Raw genomic sequence first — 17815 nt, 5'->3', positions numbered from 1 at the left:
TGCTCTGAATGTAAGTGCTTTAATAATAAATTATTTTAATACATCCGTATTAACACAATCATCCGGACTTTCACCATTTAAGGCTTTGATAATATTTTCGGATGCAACTATTCCCATCTTTGTTCTTGTTTCCATTGTGGCTGAAGAAATACGAGGAACAATTGAAACATTGTACATATCTAGAAGTTCTGGTTCAATATTGGGTTCATGTTCAAATACATCAAGTCCTGCTCCCCATATTTCACCATCTTTGAGGGCTTTAACTAATGCCTTTTCGTCAATTACCGGTCCACTACATGTATTAACAATAACTGAAGTGTTTTTCATAATAGAAAATTCTTTCTCTCCTATATAATGAATGGTAGAAGATAAAAGTGGCACGTGTAATGATACAAAATCAGCTTCTTTAAGTAGCATTTCTTTATCTACATAAATAGCACCAAGTTCTTTTTCCATTTTATAATTTCTAACTATATCAGTATAGAGTATTTTCATATCAAAAGCCTTAGCTTTCTTTGCAAAGTTAAACCCAATTCGCCCTGCTCCTACAACACCTAATGTCTTGCCGGTAATTTCACGCCCAAGAAACATCATAGGGTCACAAGACTCATAAGCACCATTTCTTGTAAATTTATCCGCTGCCACGATCCTTCTAGAAACAACCATGAGTAGTGTCCATGCAAGATCTGCAGTAGCATCATCTAATACGCAAGGAGTGTTTGTAATAATTATTCCCTGTTTGGTAGCCGTATCAATATCAATATTGCTGTAACCCACACCGTAATTAGCAAAAATTTTACATTTGCTCCCTGCTGACTCAAGTATTTCTTTATCTATATTATCAGTTAAAAGACATAAAACAGCATCCTTACCTTTTACCTTATCAATAAGTTCTTCTCTTAATAAACCTCTATCACAAGGATTTATTTCTACGTCAAAATGCTTTCTTAAAAGTTCAATAGCCTCATCTGGAATTCTTCTTGTTACGTAAACCTTTTTTTTATCCACAGATTCTACCTCCTCTAAATACTAGATCAATTCATTTCACAGCTTCTCAAATATAAGTTCATTTTTAAGTTTCCCTATTTCTTTTATAATCTTCATTTTTCTAAAACAATATGTTATTTTTCTTGCCTTATTTTCAGGAATTTTTAATATTTTTGCCAAGTTCTTGTTTGTAAAATTTCCTGGTAATTCATGTGGTAAAAATATTAAAAAATCCTTATCCTCTTTAAAAGTGATTTTCTCAATTACCTCTAAAAGTTTATGATCCACTATGCTTATACCCTTTCTCCTCCAACTTCCTTTACCATCCTTGCATCTTATCTCTTCTTCTTTAATCATTAGAATTTCCAATATAAAATTATCTGATCCCATTAAATCAGGTATCCTAATTAATTCATCAAATAAATCAACTAACTTACCCTTTTTAGGTGATTTTCTTCTACTAATTACTATATCAGTTTTCTCTGTAGTTACTATATATTTTTCAGCAGCTATAGGATGCACAAGCATTACCTTATTATACTTAACTAATTCCCTAAGTTTATTGCGAATTGCACTAAAATTTTTTGTTTGTATTTCAATTAATGAATCTTCTCTCACCAAATCAATTACATATTTATCTACTTTCACCTCGAATCTATCTCCAGGCGTAACATACCATTGTTTAATAGACGAATGCAAAGACTTCTCATTTTTTATATTTATTCCATTTTGTTCATAAATTAAAACTGTGTCTTCTACTTGTCCCATTTTTTCTCCTACCTCTATAATAAACCTTTAAAATTTTTCTTAGATTAAATAATCTAGCTATTATAATTATATATTAATTATAACAGAATTGTTATATAAATATAATTTAAACTGTAAAATAAAGTATGTTACTAGTAAAACTCATTAGCACATATAATAAGTTAATATGCTAGTAATCTATAAAGAGATGATTAATTGTGTATCAAAGCATAATATAAAATAATATAATACTAAAAGGTGATGAAATATGAAAATTGTGATATTATCTGATACACATGCAAAAAAACATAATGATAAACTTTTCAAATTAATAGACAATTTATTTAAAGAAGCTGATATGATAATTCATGCAGGTGATTATATTTCACCCAGCGTTGTATCAAAATTAAAAGAGCATAAGAATTTCGTTGGAGTATGGGGAAACAATGATAAACATTATATAAGAAGTATATTAAATGAAAAAGAAATATTATCCATAGAAGGATATAGAATTGGTCTGTATCATGGTCATGGCACCAGCAAAAATACACTAAACACAGCATATGATAAATTTGTTAGTGATAAGGTAGATATAATAATCTTTGGACACACTCATCAACCACTAATACTCACTAAAAGTAAAGTGCTTATGATTAATCCCGGTTCCCCCTCCTGCAAAAGACGTGAGCCATGGTATTCTTATGTTGTTTTAGAAATTGAAAATAAAAAAATAGACGTCCACTTAAAATTTTTCAGTTGATATTATAAGTTCTACAACTTTCAATTTAGAAAAATCCTACCATACTTATAATGGTAGGACTTTTTATGTTAATATTCTTCAACTTCAGTAACTTCATATCCAGCTTCTTCAATAGCTTCTGAGATATCATTATCTGTTGTTTCATCTTCAAATTCTGCCATTGCAAATTTTTCTTCTAAATCAACTTTTACTTTAGTAGCACCAATATCTAATAATGCTTCCTTTACATGACTTACACAATGTGAACAACTCATTCCATCAATATATATTTTTTTCTTCATTTAAAATTCTCCTTTCAATTGTTTAGATTGCATTCTTATATATTTAAATTTAAATTTATATATTTAAATTTATAATTATATTCTCATTAAGTTAACTTAGTTTTATATTAGTCTCTTAAATACCATTTGTCTATATGTATTTAATAAAATCCATATTTAACTAATAATATATGCTTTTATGTTTCATTTTACTTATTTTGTAATTGCAAACAAATTGTAGCATATTAAGTATCACTATTCAAGTTTTTAAATACTTTATTTATTTTATTATTACTATTCAAAATAAAGTTCTATTCAAAAGCACTTAGCACCCTATCTAATATACCATTAATGTGAGCTATAGCTATACCAAAATTGGTAATAGGTAGTTCAACTATATTAGCTTTTCCAATCCTTGACATTAATTGTTGTCTATTAAACATACAAGCTCCACAATGAACTATTAACTTATACGCGCTTAGGTCTTCTGGAAAACCACTACCCGCACAAACTGTTATATCTAGATTCCCACCGACCTTCTCATTAAGCCATTTGGGTAGTTTCTCTCTACCTATATCACCCTCAAGTGGATGATGAGTACATGCTTCTGCTATGAGTACCTTATCTCCTGGTTTCAATGTATCAATAGCTCTTGCCCCTTTAACTAAGGTATCTAAATCTCCCTTGTACCTCGCCATAAGTATAGAGAATGAAGTAAGTGGTACATCTTTTGGAATAATAGAATTAACTTTTTTAAATACCTGTGAGTCTGTAATCACCAAATCCGGTTTAACCTTTAGTGCAGCTAAAATATCGCCTAGTTCACTATCCTTTACAACAAGAGCCATAACATCATTATCAAGTAGGTCCCTTATAATTTGAACCTGTGGCAATATTAGTCTTCCTTTTGGTGCTTGAATATCTTGTGGAGCTACAACTAATACTATTGACTTTGGTTTTACTATGTCACCTACAATTGTATTTTTCTCAAAATCAGCTGGTGCAGCATCCATAATTGCTTTTTTTAATTCATCAATATTAATTCTGTCTTTAGCACTAACTTTAACAAAATCTATGCCTATCATCTTTTGGATGCTGGCAAGTTGGATCTTCCCTAGCCCTTCTCCATTTTCATCGATTTTATTTATAACTCCTACTATAGGTATTTTTCTATTTTTTAAATCTTCATACCATGCTTTTTCAATTATTAAATCCTTCTCATTACCATCTATAACCAAAATAGCTAAATCTGTTTTATCCATAACTTCCTTAGTTTTTTTGATTCTAAGTTCACCTATTTCTCCATCATCATCAAGTCCTGCAGTGTCTATAATCACAACTGGTCCTATTGGAAGTAATTCCATCGCCTTATATACTGGGTCCGTTGTAGTTCCTGCTAAACTAGAAACTAATGCAATGTCCTGATTTGTAAGTGCATTAATTAAACTTGATTTTCCCACATTTCTTTTTCCAAATATAGCTATATGAAGTCTATTAGAATTTGGTGTTTGCTGCATACTATATGCCTCCTCTTTCTTCTTTTGAAATTGGTTTTATTTCTCTACACAATCAGAAAATTCTAGGCTTATTATATATCGTAATTATATAAAATTCAAGCATCAATTAATAGTAAATAATGTCTCATATTTTGATTTTACTAATATACTGTTTTAATAGATTTTTCTTTGGGTATACTAATATCAACAAAAACTAAAGGTGAGTGATACTATGAATTTCATGAAAAAAAGTATTCCTATAATTTTTACAACAACTATTATTTGTTTCTTATTAGTCTATAGTTCAAATGCAAATAGTGCTCAAAAAAGCATCCAAACATTTAACCCATCTAGTACTTCATTTAAAGATGGTGGAAACATTCCTACTTCTAAATTTGTATATTTAACTTTCGACGATGGACCTACGTACGTTGTCACAGATGCACTATTAGATGTATTAAAAAGTGAAAAAGTTAAAGCTACCTTTTTTATAGTAGGAAAAGAAATTGAAGGAAAAGAATCTATCCTTAAGAGAATATATACTGAAGGTCATAGCATAGGTCTTCATACTTATAGCCATGATTTCAAAAAAATATACCTAAGTTCAGATAAATTCATTGACGAGATGGAAAGAACTTCTAATAAAATTCAAGAAATTACAGGTTTCACTTCTAAGATTATTAGGTTCCCTGGTGGTAGTTCAAAGCGCTTAAATTCACTTACTTTAGAAAAACTTCATAAAAAAGACTTTAAAATATATGATTGGAATGTGGATGCAAGTGATGGCATCAACCCTCATTTAAGTGTTGCGAAACTTATTAAAAATACAAAAATCATTAGAGGTAATGAAAACATAGCTATAATACTTATGCATTGCAATTCTAATAATAAAAATACTGTAAAATCACTGCCAAGCATTATAAATTATTACCTTAATTTGGGTTATGAATTTAAAACTATAACTAAAGATACACCAGAATATTATTATAAATTTAAGAATTAAAAAAACCTCACTTTGCGGTGAGGTTTTTAATATAATTGCACTAAAAATATTTTGCTTACATTATTATTGCTTTTTAAATTTAAATTTACTTACCATTAAATATGATAACAGAACCATTAAAAACATTGTAGGACCTAAATTTGACGCTCTATTAAACATAAAGAATGCATACAACGCTAAAAATGTACCTGTAACAGTGATAGGAATTCCTGAAAATACTCCATCAAAATCTGTAATATTATATTTTGCAAGTCTATATGCTCCTGCTACTGGAAATACTAAAACCATCAAATACCCAATTGGTCCAAGTCCTGCAAAATTATAAATGCTAAATATTAATATAGAAGGTGCAACACCAAAAGATACTAAATCACATAATGAATCTAGTTCTTTGCCGAGTTCTCCATCTACATTTAAAAACCTAGCTATTTTCCCATCATATCTATCAAATATTCCTGCTAAAAGAATAAATATCGCTGCTAATTTATAATTGCTGTCAAAACTCATAAGTATAGACAAAATGCCACAAGACATATTGCTTAAGGTGAAAATGTTAGGTACCGCATTCTTAATTTTTACCATCTTTTTTACCATCTATATCACTCCTATCATTATATAATTATAACATAATGTTGGCAGTTATTCCTTAGTATTATATAACATTAATATTAAATTAACCTTAAATTTTGTTAATCTTAATATAAGCTATGCTCTTTTTCATTCTATTTTAAATCAGAGCGAGATTGAAGGTATTCAATAATTTTGTTCGGAGTTTCTATATCTTTTCTTTCCATAAGCGCAGGATCAAGTTTAACACTAAAGTTATCTTCTATCGCTACAATAAGTTCAATTATCCCTAATGAATCCAATCTTCCTGTGTCAAATAAATTCACATTGCTTTCTTCTCGTAAATCCTCACCAGTAATTTCTTCGAGTATACCATAAATTAATTCATTCATATAAATTCCTCCATTTAATTAAATTTTTATAACTTATCATATATAATTTAATAAAAGCCTATGATAAATTACACTGCTCCTCAGAAACTTTTTTTATAATTTTATCCTTATATAATATTCCTAGAATAACAAGCAATACTGATGCCGCAACTAATGCAATGGAAAACATGTAATTTCCATGATGAATATTTGAACCAATACACACAACTGCTGCAGTACCAGGTAATCTACCTACTAGTAAAATCATAAAGAACTTCAATGATTTTATAGGTGTTAATGCTGCCACATATATTAAAATGTCTTTCGGCATTCCTGGAACTATAAACATAACAAACATAACAATGGGAAATTTCTTACTACTTATTATTTTCGTCAACCATTTAGTACTTGTACGTTTCACTATTTTTTCTACAAAAGAAAATGCTATAAACCTAGTGAAATAGAAAATAATTATGCCCCCAAGCATCATCCCTAATGTTGAATAAAAGGTCCCTAATACGCTACCATAAATATATCCACCTGCTACCTGAATTACTTCACCTGGAATTGGCGCAACTACCGTTTGTAGTACTTGGAAAGATAAGTATGAAATTATTCCCCAATTACCCATTGAAACAATATATCTTCGAAATTTCTCAGGAGATACGGTTATTTCTATAATCCACGGTAGGTATCTAAATACAACTATAATTGATATGATAGCTAGTAGCAATACTACTAACTTCATATTCAACTTGTTTTTCAAATGCTTCATGTCATCCTCCCATTTTTAATATATTTGACAGCAGCATATTATCCTATAACATTATTAACCATTAAAAATTCAATTTACATTATTAGTCGAATATATACTCATACCCATAAACTTTAGTTAAAACTACCTTATAAACAATATTCTAACATATTTCTATTATAAATTCTATATATCTACTTTTTATAACCTAATTATAAACAATGTATAAACTTTTTTCTAATCTCATTTCATAAAATATACAACTGCCAAAGAAAAAAGGTGCCTCTGAAATGATTTTTCAATCATTTCAGAGGCACCTCACATTATTCTACCTTCTATTTTCTTTCAACAATAATTGCAGTTCCTTGACCGCCACCTATACATAATGTAGCAAGTCCTGTTTTAGAATCTCTTTTTATCATTTCATATATTAATGAAATAAGTATTCTTCCACCTGAAGCTCCTACTGGATGACCTAGTGCTAAAGCTCCACCATTAACATTTACTATTTCTGGATTTAAGCCTAAATCTTTAGCTACAGCTAATGATTGAGAAGCAAATGCTTCGTTAGCTTCAACTAAATCTAAATCAGCTACAGTAAGTCCTGCTTTTGCTAACGCTTTTTTGCTTGCTGGAACTGGACCATAACCCATTATCTTTGGATCTACTCCTGCTGATGCATATGATTTTATTGTAACTAGAGGTTTAAGTCCTAATTGATCAGCTTTATCTTTTGACATTACTATAAACATAACAGCACCATCATTTATTCCTGATGCATTAGCTGCTGTTACAGTACCATCTTTCTTAAATGCTGGTTTTAATTTTCTTAATTTTTCTATAGATGAACCAAATTTTGGAAATTCATCAGTATCAAATGTTATTGGATCCCCTTTTCTTTGAGGAATTACCACTGGAACGATCTCATCTTTAAATTTGCCACCCTTTATAGCTGCTTCAGCTTTATGTTGACTTTTTAAAGCAAATTGATCTTGGTCTTCTCTAGTGATGTTCCATTGTTCTGCAATATTTTCTGCTGTCATTCCCATATGATAGTCATTAAATGCATCCCAAAGAGAATCTTTAATCATAGTATCAACTACTTTACCGTCTCCCATTCTTGCTCCCCATCTATTGTTTGGAAGTGCATATGGAGCGTTGCTCATGCTTTCAGTTCCACCTGCTAAAACTACTTCTGCATCTCCACACATTATAATCTGTGCAGCTAAACTTACAGCTCTAAGTCCTGAACCACAAACTTTATTTATTGTAAGTGCTGAAGATGAAATATCTAATCCTGCTTTTATAGCTATCTGCCTAGCAACATTTTGTCCAAGTCCTGCCTGTATTACGTTACCGATTATAGCTTCTTCTATTAATTCTGGTTTAACTCCTGATCTTTTTATAGCTTCCTTAGCTGCAACAGTTCCCATTTCTACAGCTGATACTTTTGATAATCCTCCACCAAAAGATCCTATTGCTGTTCTTGCTGCTCCTACAATTACTATTTCTTTCATATGTAACCCTCCATTAATTTATTTATTTAATTTATTATTAACATATAATAGGAATTTTATATTTATATCTTCCCATATATATAATACTAGCAATTTTCATGCCAAGTTGTCGATCCCCCACAAACCTCACTATAGCAACTTATTTCTTTATAGCAAAATTAAATGTAGCCCTTAGTGTAAACTAAGTTTACACTAATACTTATATAAATTTATCTTGTTTAAGCTTGTTAATATTATAACCTATTTGTTAAAAAAATCACTTAAAGTATTTTCAATGCATTGATATAACTATGTATTTAGTTTATCCAATAATTCTAGTTTACAATGCATGTACTATTTTTCATAAAAAAATAGTACGTGTAAACAAAGTTTGCATGTTTACTATTGTGGATTAGTCGATTTTATTAAATTATATCGGTTTAATTTTTTATATAATCCAGCTCTACTAAGCCCCAATATTTTTGCTGCTTCTTTTTTATTTCCACTGGTATCTTTTAAACATTCCATGATTATGTCCTTTTCAATCCTTTCAACAACATCTTTCAAATAATTGTTTTCCAGCGAGTACTTCTTACTTTTACTCTTAATTATTTTTTCCGGCAAATGCTTTGGCATTATACAAATATCCTCATCAAGCAAATTAATAGCTCTTTCTATTACATTTTCAAGTTGCCTTATGTTCCCAGGCCAACTATAAGCTTTCAAAAAATCAATAGCTTCCCTAGATATACCTTCAGATTTAACATTATATTTTTTACATATTTTTATCAAAAGCTTATTTGCCAATTCCTCAATGTCTTCTCTTCTTTCCCTTAACGGCGGTAATCTTAAATGCATAACATCTAACCTATAATACAAATCCTCTCGAAACTTTCCATCATTAATTAACTGTTCTAAAGATTTATTGGTAGATGCTATAATTCTTACATCAACCTTAATAGCATCGTTTCCACCAACCTTCACGAGTTCCTTCTCTTGAATAACCCTTAAAAGTTTAACTTGCATATTCATAGGCATATCACCTATTTCATCTAGTAGTATGGTACCACCATTTGCATATTCAAACTTGCCTTTTCTACCTGATTTTTTTGCTCCGGTAAACGCCCCTTCTTCATAGCCAAACATTTCTGACTCAAAAAGCTCTGCTGGAATAGCCCCACAATTAATTTTTACAAAAGGTTTTAAACATCTTTTGCTATCATTATGAATAGAATGTGCAAAAAGTTCCTTACCAGTCCCACTCTCTCCAGTAATTAAAACGTTTGAATCTACCTTAGCAACTCTTTTGGCAAGGACCATTACTTCTTGGCTTTTATCACTGCCTCCTATAATATTATTAAAAGTATATATTGCCTTTTGATCTGTACTTAATTCATTTTTACAGCCTTCAGCTTCTTTATCCATAAGACATAATTTGTTACTTAGTATTTTAAAATTGCTCAAATCCTTAAACATTACTTTCCCAATTGCACCAACAACTACACCATCTTTTATTATAGGGACTCTCATAGAAATCATCCTATGCCCATTTACTTCTTGAATTTCGCCAACTTTTTTTTCGCCAGTCCTTGCTACTATATGTAATTTTGTATTTTCTATAACTTCAGTTACATGTTTCCCCTCTGGATTTTGGCAATTAATAAACCTTTTATATTCATCGCTCATCATAGTTATTATTCCATTCTGATCCACTACAACTATGCACTCATTAACAGTATTAAAAATTGTGTTTAACATCTCTTCCTGCACCCTACCATCATCTTGCACATTCATTAGTAGATCATTTTGATTATCCTCATGAAAAACTTCAAACGCACCAATAACTTCACCGCTTTGAGTTATTAATTTACGAGTGACAATAAATTTGCCATCTTTTTTGTTTACCTGGGCCTCTCCATTTTCAATTATACTTATTAATTTACTAGAGGAGAGTACATCTAAAATATATTCTCCTATGCTATTATCTGCATCAATTTCAAACATTCTTTCAGCAGCATTATTAATTATTTGAATAATGCCTCTTTTATCTATAACAACAATACCTTCATTAATGTTGTTCATAACTTCATTATAATAATCACTAATTACATCCATTTGTCACCTTCCTAAAGCCTTATAACTTAATTATAAAGTTGATAGTTTTTTTTATCAAGATATACTTAAAAATAGCGAGAATTTTTTCTCGCTATTTTTAAGTATATTTTATTTTTTTATCGATTATTTACTAATTATTAATTTTTCTACTCTACTGTAATTGCATTAACTGGGCACTGTTCCTCTGCCTCTTTAGCACTATTTAATAATTTTGCTGAGATCTCACCTTTAGATGCCTTTGCTTTTCCATCGTCATCCATCGTAAAAATTTCTGGACATATTTCAGGACATAACCCACATCCTATACACGTATCCTTATCAACCATTGCTTCCATTAAAATCACTCCTTAGGTCAAATTTTATTTAAATAACTACTATATATATTTCCACAATGATATAGTAATATACTTACCTTTAAAAATAAGTAACAATAGTTACCAAACAAAATCACCTTCTAGCTAACCTCATTCTTCAGTCTTAACGGATCTTATTTTATTATTTATTATAATTAACTTCAAGCTATTTAAAGCTACTTCCAATAATTCGTGTCGAATATTGTGATCTAACTAAAAATATTGTTTCTTATTGATAATAAGGTAATATGATTTAATATAAGTGTTTGAGACTGATATTGAAATTTCATGATATAATATTTAAAACACATTTATACAATTTAGGCGGGAAACTATAATTCTAAAAAAGCTATATAGAAACCTTAAAGCATAATTATCACTATCCTATATTTTTTTGGAGGTATTACAATGAAAATTGCTGTAATAGACGCTCAAGGAGCAGGTCTTGGAAAAACAATTATAAAAAAAATTCATAAAGAAATTGATCTTAATATTTATATTATCGCACTTGGTACAAATACATTTGCTACCTCTAATATGATGAAATCCGGTGCAAATTTAGGTATAAGCGGAGAGGATGAAATTTGCTCATTTTGTTCTACAAATAAAGTTGATAGTATAATTGGGCCAATTGGCATGATTTGTAGTGGTGGCATAAAAGGAGAAATCACTCCTATGATTGCCTCATCAATATATAATATGGATTGTACTAAATATATAATTCCACTGCAAAAACATGGTATTTACATACCAGGAACAAGAAATCTTCAAATAAAAGATATTATTGACGACATTATTATCGATATAAAAAGTAAAATAAAACTATGATAGTAATATATAAGGATTGATTTAATTGATAACATGATATAAACTATAATTAAATCAGCTCCAAGCGAGCTACAATATTATAATTATGAGTAACTAAAGTATATATTACCTTAGTTTAAAAGGGAAGACAGGTGTAAATCCTGCGCGGTCCCGCCGCTGTAAAAGAAGAGTCCTTATATAAAATGCCACTGGGAAACCGGGAAGGCGCAATGGGGACAATGATGCTTAAGCCAGAATACCTTTCCATAATTACACACAATAGCTCTACGAGAGATGGAGAGGTGCTAGCAATATCTTTTTTTAGTTGCGATGATTTTAAGTCTCTTAACTTAATAGTTAAGGGACTTTTAACGTTTTAGAAAATATTTATAGAAAATGAAATACACGGAGGTATTATATGCAAGTAATAAAAAGAGATTCGAGAAGAAAAGAATTTATTCCCGAAAGAATATTAACAGCAGCTGGAAAAGCTTTTATAGAAGTATACGGGAAGGAAGATAAGAGTTTTAATAATCTTGTCTTAACAAGGGTACTTGAAACTCTTAATCAAAGAGGAGAAACTATAATTCCAATAGAAGAAATACAAGATATAATAGTTGATCAAATAAAATTATTAGATAATAAAGTAGCCCTAGCCTACATAAGTTACAGAGAAGAAAGAACTTTTGAAAGAGATAAAAAAGGAGAATTAGATAAAGAAATAGATAATATAATTAATGCAGTTTCAGAGCAGACTAATTCGAATGGAAATCTTGATGGAAGCAAAATTCAAACTATAAGGGCCTTAATTTCAAATGTTGTAGGAAGCAACTATAGTCAAAGACATAAAATACCTAAAAAATATTTGAAAAAACATAAAAAAAGTATATATATACATGATGAAACTTATTTTGGTTTACCACTTTTCAATTGTTGCCTCGTTGACTGGATTAGTATGTTCGAGAATGGATTTGACCTAGGTACAACACTTATAGGAACACCAAATTCAATTGAGACCGCAATAAATGTATTATCTCAAGTTGCGAGTCATATATCAAGTAATACATACGGGGGAACTACTTTCCCAACTTTAATAACAGGACTTACTCCTTATGCAGTTAAAAGTTTAAACAAACACAGGATTGTTGGAGAAAAATGGATTGGCGATCCTCTTAAAATAGAAGAATATGCCTGGGATAGATTAGGTAAAGAAATAGAAGATAGCATGCAATCACTTGAATATGAAGTTCAAACATTAATGACAAGTCGTGCCGAGACTCCATTTTTAACACTTGGTATAAATAATGTAGATTTGAATGCTAGTGAAGAGGATCAAAAAATTCAAAAAATGATAACTGAGGCTATATTAAATCAAAGAATTAAAGGATTAACCGGTGGTGTAACCCCTGTATTTCCTAAGCTAGTATATCAAAACACAAAGGGAAATAACCTTAATCCCGGCGATAAATACTACGACTTATTTAAATTAGCGGTTGTATGTAGTGCACATAGACAATACCCTGATTATATTAATACTGATAAAGCAATTGAAGTTACAGGTGATTATAAGGAATGTATGGGATGTAGATCTTTCCTCGGAAGTTATTTAGACGAAACAGGTAATTATAAAACCGCTGGAAGATTTAACTTTGGAGTAATATCAATAAATCTTGTAAGACTTGCAATTGAGGCAGATAGAAATGAAGATTCATTTTTCAAATCTCTACATGAAGCCTTAAATGATTGCAAGGATTTATTAATGATAAGATATGATATACTAAAAAATGTTAAAGCAAAACAAGCACCTATATTATATATGAGTGGAGCAATTGCTAAATTAAATGCAGAAGATACAATAGAACCACTACTTAATAATGGATATGCTTCAGCATCTATTGGGTATGTTGGATTACATAATTGTTTAACCGCACTTTACGGCAAAGGACTAAATGATAGAACTGAAAAAACCTCTAAAAGAGCAACTAAAATCATGAAATATCTCAGAGATTATTGTGATGAACAAAAAGATAAAACAAAAATAGGATTTAGTTTATATGGCTCTCCTGCTGAGACCCTTGCAACAAAATTTTGCGTAGAGGATGTAAAAGATTTTGGAGTTATAGCTGGCGTAAATGACAATGGCTATTATGAAAATTCATTCCATTATCCGTCCAACGAATTAATATCACCCTTTGATAAATTAGATTTAGAATCAGAATCATCTTCTTTATCTTCAGGCGGTGCAATATCATTTGTAGAACTAGGAGATATGACTAAAAATTTAGTGGCACTTGAGGATATCATAAGATACTCATATGACAAAACACACTTTCTCGGAATATCATCAATAAGTGATAAATGTTTAAAATGTGGATATACAGGAGAAATGTTTACAAAAGAGAATAGCGATACAGAGTTTGAATGTCCTGTATGTAAAAATGACGATAAAATGTTATTAAGCATAATAAGAAAGCTTTGTGGATACCTTGGGAGCATCTTCGAAAGACCTGTAGTTAATGGAAAAATGAAGGAGATTAAAAACAGAAAGAATAATAAAGGATGTAATTAAATGAATTATGCTAGTATTTTCTTTGATGATACTGTAAATGGCATAGGATTTAGAACCTCATTGTTCGTTAGCGGATGTGCTAAAACCCCTCCTTGCAAAGGATGCTGGAGCCCAGAGGCAAGACAATTTGATTATGGAGTGCCTTTTACCAAATATGTTAAAACTTCTATTCTAGAAAGCCTTAAACACCCATATGTAAAAGGATTATCAATACTCGGAGGAGAACCTATGGATAATCTTTGCGGTGGAGCTTTACTTGATTTAGTAAAAACAATAAAAATAAATTTCCCTCACAAAACTATATTTTGTTGGAGTGGCTATACTTTTGAAGAACTTATTAAAAATCCTATAAGGTTAGAGTTTCTACAATATATAGATATGTTAAGAGATGGTGAATTCATAGAAGGTCTTAAAGATATTACTCAATATTTAAGTGGTTCCAAAAATCAAAGAATGATAGCAGTTAGGGAAAGCCTAGATCAAAATAGAATTATAAAATACAGTGTTTTAGATAATTAAGATAATATAAAAATCCACAAGATGAAGTTTACATTCAACTTGTGGATTTTTTATTTATTTTATATATTTAGCCACATTTTTAATGTGCTCCGCGTATGTTATAGAAAATACATGTTCATCAGTTTTATTATTTAATACATAAAAAATATAATTTGTCTTCTCAGGATGTACTGCAGCATTTATCGACTTAATTCCCGGATTACATATTGGCGATGGAGGCAATCCTTTATTTAAGTAGGTATTATAAGGTGATTTTACTGCTAAGTCCTTATTATACAGCTTTTTTTTATCTCCAACTATATATATTATTGTCGCATCTATTTGAAGTGGCATCTTTTTCTTTAACCTATTTTTAATAACACTTGCTATCTTTGTTCTATCTACATCTTTCCCTGCTTCTTTCTCAACTAAAGAAGCTTCTATTACAACATTTCTTATATTAAGTTTGTTTTCAGTTATGTAGTCTTTATTAGATTTCATATTAAACTCAAAAGTATTAAGCATTTTTTTTATAATTTCTTTGCTCGTTGCACCCTTTTGAAAAGAATATGTAGCAGGGAATAAAAAACCGTCTAACTTATGTTTATCATTTGGCACATCTTTTAAAAACCAATAATTATTATCTGACCAATTTTCAACTTCCTTTATAAAAGCCTCTTGCGTAACTAATCCTGACTTTTGAAGTGTCTTACCTACTTCTTTATACGTATATCCTTCTGGCACCGTAACTTTTACAACATTAGTTTTTTTGTATAAAATATTGCCTACGTTCAATATTCCAAATGCTGCTATAATAAAAACGATTAATACTAAAAATTTCATTCTAAATTTCATAATTTTAAGGTTCATACTCACCTTAACTAATTAAGTTGATAAAACCTAATTTCAACTCCTTTTTCTTTTTAAATGTATATTATAGTCTCTTATTTATTCAATTTACCCTCCATAATTTTTAGTTCTTTAAATATTATACCATTTTGACACAATATAAGTATTTAACTTATAAAATACTTTTATGTTATTTTTTTTCCTTAATATAAGTTTAAGTTTTAATACCCCAATCTTTATCCCACAGAAATCCAAACAAAATTAAGCCATTCTAAATCAATATTTAGAATGGCTTAATTTTACAAGTGATTTCATTAAATTTGTTCTCCTATTCACTTTGCTATTAACTTTCTATTCCTGGGGCTACTTCTTTATATATCTTTGCTTTATAAATTCAAATGAGGTTCAAGCTATTCCATTGGTTCCAGATGAAGCTTTGACAGTTGTACCAAAAACCCAAAATCTGTATCCTAAAAAATTAACAACCTGAGCTAAAACCATGGAAATAATTTTTGCAATTAAAGGATTCATGGAATTGTTGCTAAGTAAAATACTCATACCTAATAAACTTATACCTAGGGAAGCTGAATTAACAACAGCGAACTGAACAATCTCTTTTGTCGTTTTTTTACTTGTTTTCGTATCATTAAAAGTCCAAAATTTATTTAAGAAGTAACTATTTAACGTACCACCTAAATATGACACTATTTGACTTATAACATAGTTAACACCCAAAATACTATTAAGGACAGAAAATATTCCAAAGTCAATTACAGTATTTAATCCACCTACAAATCCAAACCTTAAAATATGTGTAAGTTTTTCATTGTTTTTTAAATTATTGTAAATATTTTCAAAAGTAATCATGTGCTTCACTCCTTCTTTAATCCTATATTTATATACTAACAAAGAAATGTATCAAGATTAGCAAATAATTATGTTAAAAATATGTTAGTCGTAACATAATTCCCTTATTATCGTTAAATAAATGACTATACACGAAAAAAGGTTACTATAAAAAAACAGTAACCTTTTCTTCGCATGTCATAATTTAATATTATACCTATAATTCATAAATATTTTTTATTTTTTCTATTGAAGGTAACTCAACTACTGCACCCAAAAACCTAAGTTTATAAGCACTAACTGCTGATGCTAAATAAAGAGATTGCTTAACTGTATAACCCTTTATAATTGCTGCATAAAAACCCGACCAAAATGCATCTCCCGCACCTGTTGTATCAACTACGTCGCTAGCTAATGTAGGTATTTTTATCTTTTCATTACCATTTGAAACAACAGCCCCACCTTTACCAAGAGTCATTATTACAAGTTTTGCTCCTAGCTCTAAAAATTTATCAATTTGATTGTCAATTGTATCTTTACCAAACAATCTTTGTGCATCATCCTCAGATGGTTTTATTATGTCTACATACTTAATAATTGATTTTACATATTCTATGCCATCATGACCTCTTTCCCATATCATACGATGATAATTTGGGTCAAACGCAATAATAATTTTATTCTTTCGGGCTATTTTAATAATTTGCTCCATAGTATTTCTAAATGGTTGCATTGATAATGGCCAACAAGAGAAATGTACAATCTTTGTCTTTTTTATTGTTCCCTCCAGTTCTTCGCTATAATGTACTTTGAAATCAGCATTTCTATAGAATATAGGTACCGGAGTTCCTATGCTTTTTGTTATCAAAACAATGCTAGTTGGATAATCAACTTGCTTTACCATACTGGTATTAATATTATTGTTCTTTAAGTGTTGCATTAAAAAGTCTCCCAAACCATCATTACCTACAGCACTTACAATTTGAGACTTTATTCCTAGTTTCGTTATATTCATTGCAATGTTTGCTGGAGATCCTCCAAAATACCTTTGGTAATCATTACTTTGGAAGTTATTACTATATTCCTTTGATATCATGTCTATAAGTAACTCACCTACTGCTAATACATCAATTTCCTTATCATAAAATTCTATTTTCTTATTAAAACTTATCATATTAATCCCCCTAAACACCTGATAGTAATAGCATAATTCCTCTAATATTATGTCAATCGATTAATACAATATTATAAATTTATAACTTTGATTTATGAAGTAATTCTGAAAGCATTGCCTTATTTCTATGTGCTGTAAGCTCGTAATTAGGCTCATTTATCCA

General features: G+C 29.8%; 18 protein-coding genes and 1 riboswitch. Of the genes, 5 read left to right on the top strand and 13 right to left on the bottom strand.

Going from position 1 to position 17815, the window contains the following annotated elements; translation table 11 throughout:
- Nucleotides 1-30 precede the first annotated feature (30 nt).
- Both A7L45_RS02470 and A7L45_RS02465 read right to left on the bottom strand, forming a co-directional pair.
- Complete coding sequence (locus A7L45_RS02470; RefSeq protein WP_071611301.1) at nt 31-1008, bottom strand: 2-hydroxyacid dehydrogenase; 978 nt, start codon at nt 1006-1008, stop codon at nt 31-33.
- A 36-nt stretch (nt 1009-1044) separates the two neighbouring features.
- Nucleotides 1045-1755 carry a DUF8091 domain-containing protein gene (locus A7L45_RS02465; RefSeq protein ID WP_071611300.1) on the bottom strand — a complete coding sequence of 237 codons (711 nt, stop codon included), beginning with the start codon at nt 1753-1755 and terminating at the stop codon, nt 1045-1047.
- 247 nt (nt 1756-2002) lie between these two features.
- Between A7L45_RS02465 and A7L45_RS02460 the strand changes: the two genes are divergently transcribed.
- Nucleotides 2003-2494 carry a metallophosphoesterase family protein gene (locus tag A7L45_RS02460; protein WP_071611299.1) on the top strand — a complete coding sequence of 164 codons (492 nt, stop codon included), beginning with the start codon at nt 2003-2005 and terminating at the stop codon, nt 2492-2494.
- Nucleotides 2495-2562: 68 nt separating this feature from the next.
- Here the strand turns inward: A7L45_RS02460 and A7L45_RS02455 are convergent, their stop codons facing one another.
- Complete coding sequence (locus tag A7L45_RS02455; protein WP_071611298.1) at nt 2563-2775, bottom strand: heavy-metal-associated domain-containing protein; 213 nt, start codon at nt 2773-2775, stop codon at nt 2563-2565.
- A gap of 290 nt (nt 2776-3065) precedes the next feature.
- The gene (hydF, locus tag A7L45_RS02450; RefSeq protein ID WP_071611297.1) at nt 3066-4271 is read right to left on the bottom strand and encodes a [FeFe] hydrogenase H-cluster maturation GTPase HydF; all 1206 of its coding nucleotides are present in this window, start codon (nt 4269-4271) and stop codon (nt 3066-3068) included.
- A gap of 211 nt (nt 4272-4482) precedes the next feature.
- Here hydF and A7L45_RS02445 point away from each other — a divergent pair, with 211 nt between their 5' ends.
- Nucleotides 4483-5253 carry a polysaccharide deacetylase family protein gene (locus tag A7L45_RS02445; RefSeq protein WP_071611296.1) on the top strand — a complete coding sequence of 257 codons (771 nt, stop codon included), beginning with the start codon at nt 4483-4485 and terminating at the stop codon, nt 5251-5253.
- Nucleotides 5254-5316: 63 nt separating this feature from the next.
- On the opposite strand, the gene pssA is transcribed toward A7L45_RS02445, so the two are convergent.
- The 6 genes from pssA to A7L45_RS02415 form a co-directional block, all read right to left on the bottom strand.
- Nucleotides 5317-5835 carry a CDP-diacylglycerol--serine O-phosphatidyltransferase gene (gene pssA / locus A7L45_RS02440; protein ID WP_071614828.1) on the bottom strand — a complete coding sequence of 173 codons (519 nt, stop codon included), beginning with the start codon at nt 5833-5835 and terminating at the stop codon, nt 5317-5319.
- Nucleotides 5836-5975: 140 nt separating this feature from the next.
- Nucleotides 5976-6212, bottom strand: coding sequence for a phosphopantetheine-binding protein (locus A7L45_RS02435; protein WP_071611295.1), 237 nt, complete (start codon nt 6210-6212; stop codon nt 5976-5978).
- Between the two features lie 58 nt (nt 6213-6270).
- On the bottom strand, nt 6271-6966 hold the full coding sequence (locus A7L45_RS02430) for a TVP38/TMEM64 family protein (RefSeq protein ID WP_071611294.1): 696 nt from the start codon (nt 6964-6966) through the stop codon (nt 6271-6273).
- Between the two features lie 314 nt (nt 6967-7280).
- Complete coding sequence (locus tag A7L45_RS02425; RefSeq protein WP_071611293.1) at nt 7281-8462, bottom strand: acetyl-CoA C-acetyltransferase; 1182 nt, start codon at nt 8460-8462, stop codon at nt 7281-7283.
- A 381-nt stretch (nt 8463-8843) separates the two neighbouring features.
- Complete coding sequence (locus tag A7L45_RS02420) at nt 8844-10556, bottom strand: sigma 54-interacting transcriptional regulator (protein WP_071611292.1); 1713 nt, start codon at nt 10554-10556, stop codon at nt 8844-8846.
- Between the two features lie 146 nt (nt 10557-10702).
- Nucleotides 10703-10891 (bottom strand): ferredoxin, encoded by a 189-nt coding sequence (locus A7L45_RS02415; protein WP_071611291.1) that lies wholly within the window; start codon nt 10889-10891, stop codon nt 10703-10705.
- Nucleotides 10892-11317: 426 nt separating this feature from the next.
- Here A7L45_RS02415 and A7L45_RS02410 point away from each other — a divergent pair, with 426 nt between their 5' ends.
- From A7L45_RS02410 to nrdG, 3 genes are all read left to right on the top strand, one after another.
- Nucleotides 11318-11737, top strand: a complete 420-nt coding sequence (locus A7L45_RS02410) for a DUF3842 family protein (RefSeq protein WP_071611290.1) — start codon at nt 11318-11320, stop codon at nt 11735-11737.
- A gap of 70 nt (nt 11738-11807) precedes the next feature.
- A riboswitch (cobalamin riboswitch) is annotated at nt 11808-11998 on the top strand.
- A gap of 136 nt (nt 11999-12134) precedes the next feature.
- Nucleotides 12135-14285: an anaerobic ribonucleoside-triphosphate reductase gene (nrdD, locus tag A7L45_RS02405; protein ID WP_071611289.1), complete on the top strand. Its 2151-nt coding sequence runs from the start codon at nt 12135-12137 to the stop codon at nt 14283-14285.
- A complete protein-coding gene (gene nrdG / locus A7L45_RS02400) occupies nt 14286-14804 on the top strand; it encodes an anaerobic ribonucleoside-triphosphate reductase activating protein (RefSeq protein WP_071611288.1) in 519 nt (172 codons plus the stop codon).
- A 54-nt stretch (nt 14805-14858) separates the two neighbouring features.
- On the opposite strand, the gene mltG is transcribed toward nrdG, so the two are convergent.
- The 3 genes from mltG to A7L45_RS02385 all read right to left on the bottom strand — a co-directional run bounded on the left by mltG (nt 14859) and on the right by A7L45_RS02385 (nt 17652).
- Entirely contained in the window at nt 14859-15626 is a 768-nt protein-coding gene (mltG, locus tag A7L45_RS02395) for an endolytic transglycosylase MltG (RefSeq protein WP_224616800.1), read from the bottom strand.
- A 411-nt stretch (nt 15627-16037) separates the two neighbouring features.
- The gene (locus A7L45_RS02390) at nt 16038-16499 is read right to left on the bottom strand and encodes a GtrA family protein (RefSeq protein ID WP_071611286.1); all 462 of its coding nucleotides are present in this window, start codon (nt 16497-16499) and stop codon (nt 16038-16040) included.
- A gap of 196 nt (nt 16500-16695) precedes the next feature.
- Entirely contained in the window at nt 16696-17652 is a 957-nt protein-coding gene (locus tag A7L45_RS02385) for a carbohydrate kinase family protein (RefSeq protein ID WP_071611285.1), read from the bottom strand.
- Between the last annotated feature and the right edge of the window lie 163 nt (nt 17653-17815).

This window comes from Clostridium estertheticum subsp. estertheticum (assembly GCF_001877035.1).
In the GTDB taxonomy this organism is placed as follows: Bacteria; Bacillota; Clostridia; order Clostridiales; family Clostridiaceae; genus Clostridium_AD; species Clostridium_AD estertheticum.
Note: the sequence above shows the minus strand (reverse complement) of the source record. Positions and strands in the feature narration are given on the sequence as shown.